The 16,241-nt window shown below is 34.5% G+C and carries 9 protein-coding genes and 1 rRNA gene; all 10 read left to right on the top strand.

All coding sequences use genetic code 11. The features are described 5' to 3' along the window. Window positions 1–359: 359 nt before the first annotated feature. On the top strand, window positions 360–1,139 hold the full coding sequence (locus BMY85_RS14655) for a hypothetical protein (RefSeq protein ID WP_092479062.1): 780 nt from the start codon (window positions 360–362) through the stop codon (window positions 1,137–1,139). A gap of 19 nt (window positions 1,140–1,158) precedes the next feature. Continuing rightward, on the top strand, window positions 1,159–2,835 hold the full coding sequence (locus BMY85_RS14650) for a vWA domain-containing protein (protein WP_092479060.1): 1,677 nt from the start codon (window positions 1,159–1,161) through the stop codon (window positions 2,833–2,835). Window positions 2,836–3,119: 284 nt separating this feature from the next. Next, on the top strand, window positions 3,120–6,911 hold the full coding sequence (malQ, locus tag BMY85_RS16390; protein ID WP_092479058.1) for a 4-alpha-glucanotransferase: 3,792 nt from the start codon (window positions 3,120–3,122) through the stop codon (window positions 6,909–6,911). Between the two features lie 21 nt (window positions 6,912–6,932). Next, on the top strand, window positions 6,933–8,447 hold the full coding sequence (locus BMY85_RS14640; RefSeq protein WP_092479057.1) for a response regulator transcription factor: 1,515 nt from the start codon (window positions 6,933–6,935) through the stop codon (window positions 8,445–8,447). A gap of 1 nt (window position 8,448) precedes the next feature. Beyond that, window positions 8,449–10,155: a sensor histidine kinase gene (locus BMY85_RS14635; RefSeq protein WP_092479056.1), complete on the top strand. Its 1,707-nt coding sequence runs from the start codon at window positions 8,449–8,451 to the stop codon at window positions 10,153–10,155. A 118-nt stretch (window positions 10,156–10,273) separates the two neighbouring features. Continuing rightward, window positions 10,274–11,575, top strand: coding sequence for an extracellular solute-binding protein (locus BMY85_RS14630; protein ID WP_092479053.1), 1,302 nt, complete (start codon window positions 10,274–10,276; stop codon window positions 11,573–11,575). Window positions 11,576–11,707: 132 nt separating this feature from the next. Beyond that, window positions 11,708–13,102 (top strand): carbohydrate ABC transporter permease, encoded by a 1,395-nt coding sequence (locus BMY85_RS14625; protein WP_092479050.1) that lies wholly within the window; start codon window positions 11,708–11,710, stop codon window positions 13,100–13,102. After that, window positions 13,102–13,953, top strand: a complete 852-nt coding sequence (locus BMY85_RS14620; protein WP_092479047.1) for a sugar ABC transporter permease — start codon at window positions 13,102–13,104, stop codon at window positions 13,951–13,953. The genes BMY85_RS14625 and BMY85_RS14620 overlap by 1 nt, the downstream gene beginning before the upstream one ends. A gap of 100 nt (window positions 13,954–14,053) precedes the next feature. Continuing rightward, window positions 14,054–15,739, top strand: coding sequence for an extracellular solute-binding protein (locus BMY85_RS14615; RefSeq protein WP_092479045.1), 1,686 nt, complete (start codon window positions 14,054–14,056; stop codon window positions 15,737–15,739). 390 nt (window positions 15,740–16,129) lie between these two features. Then, a 16S ribosomal RNA gene (locus BMY85_RS14610) occupies window positions 16,130–16,241 on the top strand; the annotation flags it as partial.

Genomic DNA, 16,241 nt, shown 5'->3' with positions numbered 1-16,241 from the left:
GAAAGTCCTCTGCGAGTCCTTCCTTATCAAATAAAAAGTGCCCTGAAAAAGAAGGGCACAGGATGCGCACAGATGGGTAAGGAAGATAGTCGCTAAAAAACAGCGACACCCATCTGGCGCGGCAAAGTCTAAGTTCCTTCGAGTACATTCCAGCCGCGAGGGTCTGAGGAACTCAGACTTTGTTCCTTTATGAGGAAATAGAGTGCATATGAATCAAAAAAGCAGGAAAAACAGGATAAAGATGCTATAAAGAAAAGAGAAGTATTTTTTATAAACCTAGGGAAATATATTGTAAATGGTTAGGTAGAAATGATATAATAGGTGGAAGAATTAAGCAATAAAAATAAGGTGAGGTGAATATGATGCAGAATAATCAAACCCCAAAGCTTATTTTGCTAAATGGAGTTATTATTGCATTAAATATCATCATATTTTCTAAAGGAATTGGAGGTTTATCATTGTCAGATGGGACAAATTTTCAAGTAGCATTAGGTATGACAGTGGTAATTATGAGTATAATTGTATTCTTATATGGAAATTATCATTTATTACAGCCATCAAAAAGACCATCTAATGTAACTTATACCTTAGATGAATTAGATAAACCAGAGGAATTTGCTGAAGTATTAAGAAAATATCAAAGGATACAAGTATTTAGAGAAGATATCAGTATGTCAATGAATCAGATTGAAAGATTACAGCGTAAGAAAATTAAGTTAGATGAAGTGCTGTTTCAAACTTACAGTGAAGATGTGAATGAGTTTGGTAATTTGAAAAAAATTGTTGATGATACATGTAATCTGATGTATGAAAATTTAAAAAAAATGATTAAAAGATTAGCTCTCTTTGATGAGCAGGAGTACATAAAAATTGTAAATAATACCTATTCGACAGATGCATTTGTATCAAAGAGACAATTATACAATGAACATATACGTTACGTTAAAACCATTGTGAATCAAAATGAGACTATTTTGTTAGAATTTGATAACCTGCTAGTTGAAATATCGAAAGCTGATGATTTGGAAGGTGGGATTAATAATCTAGATTCTATAAAAGGCACAATTGATGCAATGAAGAGCTTTCGTAATGGCAAGGATGAATTATCAGATCTGGAAGCAAAATACGATAAATGTTAACTATTAGAGAGGAGATACTATGAAGAAAAATACTGCTGTAAAATTAGTATTAATAGCATTAGTTTGTTTTGTTGCGATTTATGGAGGGGTGTCTTTAATTGGCGGAGGTGATTCATCAGAAACTATGAGCCAAGAAGATGCAATTAAGAAATTAGAGAAACTTAACAAAAAGGTCAATCCAAGAGAAAGAAAAGCACCAAAAGCGCAACTAAATATTGCAAAACCTAAACTTGAAGATGAATTACCAAATATTGAAAAATATCCATTGAGTGTTGTTGGAAAGGGAGATATTAATATTGAAATTTTTGTTAGTCCTGAAAAAGCGGGAAGTGGAAATGAAGCTTGGCTTAACGAAGTTGCAGAAGCGTTTAATCATGAAAACATAAAGATTAATGGAAAGACTGCATCTGTATCTATTCGTCCGATAGCATCTGGTATGGGCTCCGATTACATAGTATCCAAAAAATATGTTCCAGATGGTTACACACCATCTAATGAATTATGGGGACAAATGATGGAAAGTCAAGGAGTAATTGTCAATATTGAAGCAAAAAGATTAGCTGGCAATGTTGCAGGTATTTTATTATCTAAGAAAAAGCAAAAAGAGTTAGAAGAAAAATATGGTGCAATTGATATGAAGGTTATCACACAGGCTACTATAGACAATGAGATTTCAATGGGATATACAAATCCATATTCTAGTTCAACTGGTTTAAACTTTTTATTATCAACTTTAAATGCTTATGATAAAAAGGATCCATTGAGTGATACTGCGATAGAAGGTTTTGAAAAATTTCAGGCAAACGTACCTTTTGTAGCATATACTACTATGCAGATGAAAGAAGCTGCAGAATCAGGGTCTTTAACAGGTTTTATTTTGGAATACCAAACATATCAGAATAGCAAAGATTTAAAGAGCTATGTATTTACACCATTTGGTGTAAGACATGATAATCCGCTTTATTCTATTGGAAATCTAAGCCCAGATAAAAAGAAGGTTATGAAAGCATTTTCAGATTACTGCTTACAAGATAAGTTCCAGAAGAAAGCTACTAATTATGGATTCAATGGAATGGATGATTATAAGAGCGAGAAAGAATCCTTTACGGGAAATAGCTTGTTAGAGGCACAGCAGCTTTGGAAAGAAAGTAAAGATTCAGGACGTCCAGTAACAGCAGTATTTGTTGCTGATATTTCGGGAAGCATGTCTGGAACACCAATTAATGAACTGAAATCATCATTAATTAATGCTTCTCAATATATTAATCAAGACAACTATGTTGGACTGGTTAGTTATAGCAGTGATGTAAATATTGATTTACCAATTGGCCAATTTGATTTAAATCAGCGTGCTTTATTTACTGGAGCTGTAGAAGCATTAGATGCAGGTGGTGAAACTGCTACTTTTGATGCAATAACAGCTGGATTAAAAATGCTGATGGATGCAAAAGAGAAAAATCCAGATACAAAATTATTACTATTTGTTTTAAGTGATGGTGAGACTAATAGAGGGTTAAAACTTAGAGAGATTAAAGGAATGATTAATGGATTAGAAATTCCGGTATATACGATAGGATATAATGCTGACATTTCAGCACTTGAGTCCATTTCACAAATAAATGAAGCAGCAAGTATTAATGCAGATTCAGATGACGTTGTTTATCAATTAAAGAATTTATTTAATGCACAGATGTAACATAATAAAATTAGTAAAAAGGGGCTGGACATTTGTTCAGCCTTTTATTTTGTTAGGACATGGCCCTGTTCCGCATTGTGGAGTTTCTCAACAGAGAAATGGAACTTCTTTTTTCTCTTGTACTTTTTCTTGACATAATACCAAATCCATAAAAAGCAACACGAATATTATATGGATTTGTATATAAATAAAATTCTACATGAATCAAAAAAAAGTGATATAGACACAGATTAGCTTAATTGATAGCATAATACTAGAAAGTAAACTAGAAATGAGGTTATGCTATGCAAGACAATTTAGAGAGAGGTGCAGGAATACTGCTTCCAATTAGTAGCCTTCCATCAAAGTATGGAATTGGAACATTAGGTGAGGCTTCGTACAGCTTTATTCGAAAATTAAAAAGAGCGGGACAAAAGTATTGGCAGGTTTTACCTGTTGGCCCAACAAGTTATGGTGACAGTCCATATCAGTCTTTTTCAACATTTGCAGGTAATCCGTACTTTATAGATTTAGATATTTTAATTGAGGAAAAGCTGTTAGTCCAAGAAGAAGTTGATTCAGTTGCATGGTATACAACATCAGAGTATGTAGAATATGAAACATTATGGAATAACAGATACAATCTGCTGGAGCTTGCATATAAAAGAGCAAACTTGAAGGACAGCAGAGAATATGAAGCATTTGTAAGGAAAGAAAAAAACTGGCTTGATAACTATGCTTTATTTATGGCTTGTAAAAATTATTTTGGTAATGTAGAGTGGCTAAAATGGGATGAAGATATCAAGATGCGAACGGAAGAGGGAATTGCAAAATATACTTTATTATTGCAGGATAAAATTGGGTTTTGGAAGTTCATACAGTTTAAGTTCTATGAGCAATGGAACAAACTTAAAAAATATGCAAAAGAAAGGAATATCCAGATTATCGGTGATATACCTATATATGTAGCATTGGACAGTGCTGATGTATGGACCAATCCAAAACTATTTCAGCTTGATGAGAATTTACAGCCAATTAATGTTGCAGGATGTCCTCCAGATGCTTTTTCGGATGATGGACAGAAGTGGGGAAATCCTTTATACAATTGGGATGTAATGGAAATGGACGGATTCCAGTGGTGGAGAAGTCGAATCGCAGCTGCATCCAGACTATACGATGTAATTCGTATTGATCACTTTATAGGAATTGTAAATTATTATGTAATACCTGCTGATAAGGCAGGAAAATACGGGTGGTTTGAAAAAGGGCCAGGCATAAAACTTCTGAATGCACTAAGCACTTGTCTTGGAAATGCGAAGATTATAGCGGAAGATTTAGGTGCAGCAACAGAAGGCGTGCAAGAACTGCTTGAAGAGACAGGATATCCAGGAATGAAAGTGCTTGAGTTCGCTTTTGACGGAAACAATGAGAATCCGTACTTGCCACATATGGTTCCAAGAAATTGCGTATTTTACGGTGGAACTCACGATAATGAGACTTTAAAAGGATTTTTTGAAACACAGTCTGAAGTGAACAGAAAATATGCTATGGAGTATTGTGATGCAGCTAGTGAAGACGAATTGGTTTGGAAATCAATAAAAACTGCATATCAAAGTGGTGCTGATGTTGTTATCTTTCAGATGCAGGATATTTTGCAAAAGGATAATTCGGCGAGAATGAATTTACCTTCTACAATGGGAATGAATTGGAAGTGGAGATTGCAAGAAGATGAATTTACAATAAATGAACAAGAATGCCTAAAAAGGTGGGCGCAAGTTTATGGAAGAACTACATATCGAATAGGAGAGGAGAAAATTATGTTACAGGAAATTTTAGAAAACAGATTTGGTAAAGAGATAAAAGATTGTACCAATGAGGAAATTTATCAGGGATTGCTTCAGATGGTAAAGAACCGTGCTAAGAAGGCTGAAACAAATAAGGGAAAGAAAAAACTGTATTACATATCAGCAGAATTCCTTATAGGAAAGCTTTTATCTAATAACTTGATTAACTTAGGCATTTATGATGAAGTAAGAGATCTGTTAGAGGAGAATGGAAAGAGTCTGGCACAGATAGAGGAAGTAGAGGTTGAGCCATCATTAGGAAATGGCGGGTTAGGCAGACTGGCTGCATGTTTCCTGGATTCCATTGCAAGTTTAGGTTTGAATGGAGACGGTATTGGACTGAATTATCATTTAGGACTTTTTAAGCAGGTATTTCAAGAAAACAAGCAAAAAGAGACTGCAAATCCATGGATCGACAACGTAACCTGGTTAGATAAGAAGGATAAAAGTTATGTTGTAAAATTCAAAGATTTTTCTATTAAATCAGTGTTGTACGATATCGCAGTAACAGGCTATGAAAATAGAACCAACCAGCTTCATTTATTTGATATTGAATCCATTGATGAATCAATAGTTGAAGATGGTATATCCTTCGATAAAGAGCAGATACAAAAAAATTTAACATTATTCCTTTACCCAGATGACTCAGATGATAAAGGAAGACTGCTTCGTGTGTATCAGCAGTATTTTATGGTAAGTAACGGGGCTCAGATGATTTTAGATGAATGTATTGCAAAAGGCTGTAAGTTGACGGATTTAGACGAGTATGCCGTTATCCAGATTAATGATACCCATCCAACGATGGTAATCCCCGAACTGATCCGCCTGTTAATGGAAAAGGGAATTGCCATAGATAAAGCGATTGAAGTAGTTTCTAAGACTTGTGCATATACCAATCATACCATTTTGGCTGAAGCACTTGAAACTTGGCCAATGAGCTATATTGAACAAGTTGCACCAGCAATTGTTCCAATAATTATAGAATTGGATAAAAGAAATAAAAAGTTTTTACAGGAGAAAAAACTTTCAGAACAGGAAATAGAAAGCCTTGCAATTATTGATTCAGAGAATCGTGTTCATATGGCACATTTAGATATTCACTATGGATTTAGTGTAAATGGTGTTGCTTACCTTCATACAGAAATACTAAAGAACAGTGAGCTGAATAATTTTTATAAATTGTATCCTGATAAATTTAATAATAAGACAAATGGTATTACCTTCCGCCGCTGGCTGTTACATTGTAATAAGCAGTTATCCTCTTATTTAGAGTCCATGATAGGAGACGATTTTAAGAAAAATGGGGAACAGCTAAAAGAATTTGAGAAGTTTATCAATGATGAAAAAGTATTAGAAGAACTGCTGGCAATAAAGAAGGAAAGTAAATTAGCATTAAGAGATTATATTTTGAAAAACAGTGGTGTTGAAATTAATCCAGATTCCATTTTCGATGTTCAAGTAAAACGTCTTCATGAGTATAAGAGACAGCAGTTAAATGCATTATATGGTATTCATAAATATTTAGAGATTAAGAGAGGTAATAAGCCAGCCACACCAATCACTATGATTTTCGGAGCAAAAGCTGCGCCTGCTTACACAATTGCAAAAGACATCATCCATTTAATCCTTTGTTTACAGCAGCTAACAGAAAATGATCCAGAAGTAAGTCCATATCTTAAGATTGTTATGCTGGAAAATTATAATGTAACATATGCAGAAAAAGTTATTCCAGCATGTGATATATCAGAACAGATTTCACTTGCATCTAAAGAAGCAAGCGGAACAGGAAATATGAAGTTTATGTTAAATGGGGCTGTTACATTAGGAACAATGGATGGGGCAAATGTGGAAATAAGCCAGTTCGTTGGACCAGATAATATTTATATATTTGGCGAAGATAGTGAAACTGTGATTAAGAGATATGAAGAAGGCACATATTCTTCTATTGAATTTTATGAAGATGATGAAACTTTAAAAGAAGCAGTAAACTTTATTATTAGCAAAGAGATGTTAAAGATCGGATGCAGGGAGAATTTAAACCGGTTATTTAAAGAGTTTATTAACAAGGACTGGTTTATGACATTCCCAGATTTTTCTGATTATGTAAAAACAAAGGAACAGGCACTGAAGGACTATGAAAATAGAATGGAATGGGCAAAGAAAATGCTGGTAAACATAAGTAATGCAGGATTTTTCTCTTCCGATCGTACAATTAAGGAGTATAATAAAGATATCTGGAAATTAGAAAATTAAGTATCTTGAAAGGAGATATCTATGTACGATATCTTAATTGTAGATGATGAAAAAATAGAGCGCAATGGAATTCGTTTTTTATTAAAGCAGTATGGATTTGATTTAAATATTTATGAGGCCAACAATGGTTTAAAGGCACTGGAGTTTTTAGAAAAAAATAAGGTGGACATTTTACTTACGGATGTGAAAATGCCATTTATGGATGGAATTGAGCTATGCAGTGAATTAAGGAAAAGGAATTTGGATATGAAAATTCTGATCTTTAGCGGGTATAGTGAGTTTGAATATGCAAGAATGGCGGTGAAGTTAGGAGTATCCGAATATATACTAAAGCCAATTGATCCAGATGAGTTTAAAGGAACCATTACAAAAGTGATTCGAGGATTAGAGGAAGAAAAAATAGAAAACGACAAAATGGAAACCAGTAAACTTTATATGATTGAGCATATTTTGTATTTAATGGTCAATGGAACACCGTATTCCGAAATAAAAACAAATTTCAGCGCGCTCTTGTCATTGGATTTCCTTAAGGAATTTAAAAGGATGCTATTAATCGAAACCAATAGCGAGTTTTTTGGACGGGAAGGCAATGGGTTTGTAAAGAATTTAGAACAGGAAATTGAAGAAGAGTACCATTATCTAAATTTAAATCCACAGCAGAGTCTTCTGATATTTAAAGATGCCAATGCTCCATTACAAGACATCGCACACAATATTCATCAGAATATGAAAATGAAGTATCAGGAAAATGGTTATGTTGCAATTGGCAATGAGATTAAGGACGTTGACCAGTTAGGCCAGCAATTAGAAGTGTTAGAACATCTTATGGAGAACAAATTTTATGTAAGCAATACATATGTATTTGGGGGGAAGGAACAGTCAGATGCTCTTCTGACTAGTCCTTCAGAAGATGATTCTTTAATGAAACAGATGCAGCAGGATATGAAAATGAAGGATATGAGCAGTTTAGAGGAGCATTTATCTTTGCTTTATGCAAAATACCAGAATAATATTGGCTTTTCACAGATATATGTAAAGTTTATATTTTCAAACCTGCTAAAAGGAATGCATGAGAGTATTCCAAATCATACGGAAGTTCAGTTTAATCAGGAAATAGAAGAACTATATCGTTCGGTTGATTTTGAAACTGTAAAAGAGATTGTTGGCCGAAATGTAGAGTTGTTAAAAAAGGCATTCAAACAGAATCCACAGATGTACCATCGTGAAATTGAATATATCAAGCAATATATTTATGAAAATTATGACAAGGAGTTAGGTGTTGAGCAGCTTGCAGATAAAGTTTCATTAGCACCTAGCTATTTAAGTCATATTTTCAAGAAAGAAACAGGACAGAACTTGAGCAAATTCATTAAGGCATACCGGATGGAAATGGCAAAGAAAATGCTTGAGGAGACTCATGAAAAGATTGTGACTATTAGTTATGCAGTAGGGTATGTTAATGTATCGTACTTTTGTCAGAGCTTTCGCGAGTATTTTGGCGTAAGCCCTCAAAAATACAGAATGCAGGGTGAATAGAATGAAACAATATCTGAGAAGGAAAATAAAACAGTTTCAAGATATTAAATTTAGGCGTAAGCTGATTATTACGTATATTTTTGTAGGAGTTATCCCGATCATTGTATTGGGAACATTTTGCTATAGTAAAAGTCGTCACCAGCTCATAGAAAGAGAAAAAAAAAATATACAAGATTACATGCAGCAGGCTGTTGGTACATTAAACAATCAAATGCAGATTTATAATAACTTATCGGATTATCTGTCCTACAACCAGAGTATAGCTCAGGTTGTAGGGTATCCTTATAAAAGTTATTATGAAATGTACCAGCAGTTTACACAGGATTTAGATCCCTTACTTGCATCATTAAAGTATTTTCACAATGATGTGAATCAGGTAACTATTTACACTAGCAATGATATTGTAAAGCATGATAATACAATAGCACCGATGTGTGAGATTGAAAAAAGCAGCTGGTATCAAGCAGTGAAAGGAAGCAAACAGATATTGTGGTTTGCCGATTCAGAAACGAAAAATGCATATTCCTGTCGTACAATGCCAAAGTTTGAGAAAACAGATAGTGACGGAATTTTATATATAAAAGTAGATTATGAAGCTCTTTTTGATAGCTTTCAAAGTATGAGCAGTTCCAACTATGGAGTATTTGTTGTTGATCAAAATGATTCAATTGTGTATGAATACCAGAAATTCGATAAGGAAAATCAAAACCTGAAACTAAGCTACCAGCAGTTTCATCATCAGCCATTAAATGTGTACACTGTTATGCATACAGAAGCAGCATATGATAACTGGACAGTCTATGTGTATAAGCCCAATAAACTGTTATTGCTAGACGTGAAACAGATGATTTTTGGAATTGTTTTAGTAGCATTAGTCTGTATACTGATATCTATATTTGCAGTTACATTTATTTCTAAAATAATGGTAAGCGGTATTGAGGAACTGACTGCCCATATGGCAAAAGTAGAGGGCGGGCATATGGAAATACAGGTTACCAGTGAGTCTAAGGATGAAGTGGGCGAACTTATTCGAGGATTCGGCAAAATGATAAATGAAATCAATCGTTTAATCAAAGAAGTTTATGAGAGTAAAATAACTCAGAAAGAATATGAAATGAAGGCTCTGCAGGCACAGATTAATCCACATTTTTTGTATAATTCCCTTTCGCTAATCAATTGGAAAGCGTTAGAAGCAGAACAGCCAGATATTAGCCGAATTACATTACGGCTATCTTCTTTTTACCGAACTGCTTTAAATAAAGGGAAGAATACTTTAAAAATCCGGGATGAAATAAGTAATGTAAAGGCTTACATTGATATTCAGCTTATGATGCATGATTATGAATTTGATGTTGAAGTTGATGCAGATGAAGATATTATGGAATATGAAACATTAAATTTAATTCTTCAGCCTCTAATTGAAAATGCAATTGATCATGGAATTGATTTATTAGAGGATCGGCGTGGAAGGATTTCCATAATTGGGAAGCGGGAAGAAGATAATATTAAGTTGATTGTTGAAGATAACGGAGTAGGAATGACAAAAGAGAAGGCAGATTCTATTTTAACATTGGGTTCTAAAGGATATGGAGTCAGAAATGTAAATGAAAGAATACAGTTATATTATGGAAAAGAGTACTCACTACAAGTAGATAGCCAAGTTGGAGAGGGGACGAAAATCACGATATGTATTCCTGTTATTTCATAAATCAAAAATATGATATGTTTCTTAAATTTTTAATATTTAACCTTAGAAGGCAGAAATTTATACTATATGTATAGAATTGATAGACCAATTAAAGAAAAAGGTTTCGGAGGTAGAAATTATGAGGTTAAGAAAATTAATTGCAGGTTGTTTAACATTATCTTTAATGAGTGTTGCATTAGTAGGATGTGGTTCCAAGAATAATACTTCAGATGATACATTGTCTAATGAGACGACTGAAAAAACGGAAACAGCTGAGGCTGAAAAGGTATCATTAACTGTCTGGGGACCTCAAGAAGATCAGGCAGCTATCGGAGATTACAAAGATGGAATTTTAAAAGCGATGTGTGACAAATTCAATGAGGCACATCCAGAGTGGGATATTACATTTGAGTATGGTGTCTGTTCAGAAGGTGATGCAAAGGATGTAGTTACAAAGGATGTAGCGGCAGCAGCAGATGTTTATATGTTTGCCAATGACCAGATTCCAATTTTAGAGCAGTCAGGAGCACTAGCAGAACTTGGTGGTAAAACGGTAGAAAACATTGAGGCAAATAATGAGGAGTCCATTATTAATTCTGTTAAATATAAAGACGGATATTATGGAGTACCTTTTACATCTAATACATGGTTTATGTACTATGATAAGAGTAAATTTGATGAAAATGAAGTGAAATCATTGGATACAATGATGGCAAAAGATTTAGGAGATGGAGTAACAAACTTTGCATTCCCTCTAGATAACAGCTGGTACATATCATCCTTCTATTATGCAGCAGGAGGTACACTGTTTGGTGATGGTACAGATGCATCTAAGGGATGTACTTTTGATGATGATAATTGTAAAGCTATGACGTCTTACTTAGTTGATTTAGCTGCAAATCCAAAATTTTCTTGTGAGAAAGAAGGAAGCAGTATTGGTAAATTTAAAGAAGGTACTTTAGGAGCATATTGTTCAGGTTCATGGGATGCAGATCCAATTAAAAAGGCATTAGGTGATAATTTTGCTTGTACCAATATTCCAACAGTAACAGTAAATGGAAAAGAAGGCCAGATGAAATCTTTTGTTGGTTCTAAAGCTATTGGTGTAAATCCAAACTGCAAAAATCCACAAGTAGCAGTAGCGTTAGCAGATTATTTAGGAGGTCAAGAATGCCAGCAGATCCGTTTTGATACAAGACAGATTATTCCTACTAATACAACTGTAGCACAGAGTGCCGCAGTTCTTTCCAATGAAGTAGCACAGGCACAGACTGCTGAAATTTCAAATGCATCTATGGTGCAGCCATTATTGCAGGAGATGAACAGTTACTGGACCCCAGCAGAAACAATGGGAAAAGAAATTGTGCAGGGAGATGTAACAAAGGAAAATGCAGCTGAAAAAACAGAGTTAATGACAAAGGGTATTTTACAATCTAATTAATAGCATTTGATTATATATTGGGGGATATTATCAAGTTAGAAATAGGATTGGGGGGATTGCCACCCAATCCTATTCTTATCAAAAAGGAATTTCACAGAGAGCAAATATAAAACAGTGAGGAGGAATAGTGCCTTGTTCGGAAGAGAGAAAAAGCGAAATTTATATCAGAGTGAAGAGGTTACATTAAAAAGAGCATTTCAGTATGGAAACCCTGCGACACGTTTTTCCTGCATATTTATGGGTATAGGAAATATTCTTCAAAAACAGGTAATGAAAGGGATTATTTTTTTAGGCATAGAGGCAGCATTTATATGGTTTATGATAACACAAGGGGTGAAGCTTCTTGTGGATCTAGTAACACTGGGGACCAAAACAACAGGTAAGGAATATGATGAGGTAAAGCAGCTTTATGTATATACTCAGGGAGACAATTCCATGCTGAACCTGCTATACGGAATTGTTACCATAATAATAATTTTATTATTTCTTCTGGCGTGGCAGTCATCAGTGAAGTCAGCTTATGGGTGCCAGTTAAAACTGGAGAAAGGAAAAGAACCAAATACATTTGGGCAGGACGTGGCATCATTAGCAGACGGGCAGATACATAAACTGCTACTATTTCTGCCTATCGTGTGTGTAATTGCATTTACTATACTCCCACTGATATTTATGATTTGTATGGCTTTTACTAATTATGATAGAAATCATCAGCCACCAGGACAGCTGTTTGACTGGGTAGGATTAGAGAACTTTAAAGAGGTTTTTGATGCAGGAAGTGGTTTAGGCTATGCATTTTGGCATGTATTAGGATGGACTTTGATATGGGCAGTTGCAGCTACCCTGTTAAATTATATATTAGGAATGATTTTAGCAATGGTTATTAATCGAAACGGAACAAAGTTTAAAAAGTTCTGGCGTTCTATGTTTATGCTATCTATTGCTATTCCACAGTTTGTATCGTTGTTAGTTATGAGGTCTATGCTTCAGCCAGATGGTCCTGTTAATGTATTTCTGAGACAATTGCATGTTATTGGAGCAAGTGCTAGCTTACCTTTCTGGACAGATGCAACTTGGGCAAGAATTACAGTTATTATCGTAAACTTGTGGATTGGTATACCATTTACCATGATTCAGACAACTGGTATCTTGCAGAATATACCAGCAGAATTATATGAATCTGCAAAAGTAGATGGAGCTAATGCAGTAGTAACTTTTATTAAGATTACGTTACCTTATATGCTTTTCGTTACTACACCATACCTAATTACTTCGTTTATTAACAATATAAACAACTTTAATGTTATTTACCTATTAACAGCAGGAAAGCCGGCAACACTTGCATATAATAATGGAACCGCAGGAAAAACAGATTTGCTTGTTACATGGTTATATAACTTGACCATTAACTTTAAAGATTATAATTATGGAGCCGTTATTGGTATTTTAGTATTTGTACTTTCTGCAACATTTGCATTAATTACGTATAGAAATACTGGTTCTTACAAGAAGGAGGAGGAATTCCAATAATGAAAAGCAAAAAAAGAGCAGTTAATGTGTTTGTGCATGTATTATTAGCGATATTAGTAGTTATATGGGTTATCCCAATTATATGGGTTTTTATGACCTCTCTCCGTTTAGAGCCAGGTTCATATTGTAAAACTTTTTTTCCAGAACATTTAACATTGAATAATTATAAGACACTGTTTACTAATACAGCAGTGTTTAACTTTCCTAGATGGTTTGGAAATACTTTTATTGTAGCGGTTTTTACTTGTGTTTTATCCACATTTTACTTAGTTTCAATTGCATTTTGCATGTCAAGATTACGTTTTAAGGCACGTAAAACATATTTGAATGTTGCATTAATACTTGGAATGTTCCCAGGTTTTATGTCTATGATTGCATTGTATTATATCATGAAAGGAATTGGTTTGATTAACGGTGTATTGAAGCTTGTGGCTTTGGTTCTGATTTATTCAGGAGGTTCAGGAATTATACAGTTTTACGTTGCAAAAGGCTTTTTTGATACCATACCAAAGTCAATTGATGAAGCAGCTTATGTTGACGGAGCTACAAAATGGCATTGTTTCTCTAAGATTATTTTGCCATTATCCAGTCCTATTGTGGTATATACAGTATTTACTTCTTTTATGGCACCTTGGGTTGATTTTATTCTTGCAAAAGTTATTATTGGGACTGATGCAAAATACTATACAGTTGCAATTGGATTATGGAATATGTTGGAAAAAGAAAATATACAGAAATGGTATACAATGTTTGCAGCAGGTGCTATATGCGTGTCCATACCATTGGCAATTTTATTTGTAGTTTCACAAAGATATTATCAGGAAGGATTATCAGGTGCTGTAAAAGGATAAAAAATATTTGAAACACTTACTATTCTGTACTATAATATACTAATAGTATTGCTCAATACTATTGATAGTATTTAAAAATGCAATTTTAGGAGGTGCAGGAATGCGAAAATGGATGTATGTTATGCTGATTGGATTAGGTGCAATTACATTCATTGGATGCAGGAATGCTGCCTCTTCTTTTTATGTAAATTTTGAGGTTCAAGAGAAAGAGGCACAGACTACACCTTTTGGAAGATATCCAGAAGAAGTTGTTTATACATTAGGAAAGATGACAGGGGCTAATAATTCTAATATGCCAAAAGGGGATACTTATGAGGATAATGCGTATACACGATATTTGAAAGAAAAGCTGAATATACAGAATGAAAATGTATTTGAAGAAGGCGCAGATTACGATAATGTAGTTTCCATGGCAATTACGGCAGAAGATATTCCAGATGTGCTGGTGGTAAGCAATATGGAGCAATTGCAAATGCTTATAGAGAAAGATTTAATCGAAGATTTATCAGAAGTTTACGATAGCTGTGCCAGTGAAACGATAAAGGACATTTACAAAAGCTATGGAGAAGATATTCTGAATAATGTAACTGTTGATGGAAAGTTAATGGCTTTGCCTGAAACTAATATAGAAGATGGTCCCAGTCTTTTATGGCTAAGGAAAGACTGGATGGAACAATTAGGTTTATCAGATCCAAAGACTATGGAAGATGTCGAAAATATTATTGGACAGTTTATAGAAAAGGATCCTGGACATAATGGGGAAGGAAATACAATCGGTCTAGTGTGTGATTCTAATATCGTAGGGGAAGCCGGATATAATTATGAATACCAGATGGATATTGTATTTGCCAGCTGCAATGCCTATCCAAAGCAGTTTATTTATGGAGAAGATGGAGAACTTGTGTATGGTTCCGTACAGCCAGAGGCAAAAAAGGCATTACGTAAGTTACGTTCTATGTGTCAGGCTGGAACGTTGGATTCAAAATTTTTATTACGGTCAACAGAAAATATTATAGACTTAATAGTATCAGGCAAATGTGGTTCTTTTTTTGGACCATGGTGGGCACCTAATAATCCTTTGATAGATGCAAAAAGAAATAACAAAAATGCAGATTGGGAACCATATCTAATTGAGACAGATAAAGAAGGGGTAACAAGTTATGTGTCACAGAATCCTAGTTACAAATATGTTGTTGTTCGAAAAGGATATGAACATCCAGAGATTGTTATGAAGATTGTCAGTGTCCTATTTGATTATGCAAGGTTTCATGATAAGGATGCAGAAGAAATATCTGCATATTTTAAATTGAATGTGGATCCTACGGCAAGGCCGTTGGCAATTAATGTAGATTATGCTGATGCCATAAAAAGATGCTATCGAAATCTTACCAATGTTTTAAATGGGAAAAAGAAGGCTTCTACTTTAGAACGTTTAGAAAAGTCTTATTATGATGCCTGCAGAGACTATGTTAGGGGAAAAGAAGATTCCATAAATGAAAACTGGGCAGCGTATACTTCAAGAATTAAAGCACTTGAGGTTACAGAGAAAGGAAAAACCAAGCAAATCAAGTCCATGTTCTTTGGAGAGACTGAAACAATGAAGCAAGAATGGTGGAAACTAGAAAGATTAGAAGAAGAGACGTATTTGCAGATAATAACTGGTGAGGCACCGTTGAAGGCTTTTGATGAATTTTCGCAAAAGTGGAAGGAGCAGGGAGGCCAGGTAATTCTGGAGGAGGTAAACAAGTATTTAAAAGAAAAATGTACAAACCAGGATGAAGAGTAAATGTAAGTTAGGTATATGTAATGGGGCATGGCAAAAAAAACAAGTTTGTGATTGACATAGAAGATGAAGTCTGATATACTTGTCAAAGTCAGCAAAAAAGTTGAACAAAATGTTCGAATAATTTATGAGTTTGATAAACAATTTGAAAAAACTTGTTGACAGGAATCGAAAGATGTGATAAGATATAAAACGTCGCTGAGAGGAAAGACAAAGTCCTGCAGCGAAGAACATTGATAACTGAACAGTGAAACAACCTTGAAAATTCAGAAAATAAATCTGTTCCAAGACTCTGGTTTTGGAATGCGAACAGCATCTGAGAAGATGCACCTGTATAGTAAATGAATTCTGGAAACAAAAAGCCAAGCTTTTCGTTCTGGAAGGATGCAGACTTTTATTGAGAGTTTGATCCTGGCTCAGGATGAACGCTGGCGGCGTGCCTAACACATGCAAGTCGAACGAAGCACCTGGATGGATTCCTTCGGGAGGAAGTTCTTGTGACTGA

This window comes from [Clostridium] polysaccharolyticum (assembly GCF_900111595.1).
Lineage (GTDB): Bacteria > Bacillota > Clostridia > Lachnospirales > Lachnospiraceae > Clostridium_AI > Clostridium_AI polysaccharolyticum.
The sequence above is the reverse complement of the archived record's forward strand: the minus strand, read 5'-3'. Positions and strand labels throughout refer to the sequence as shown.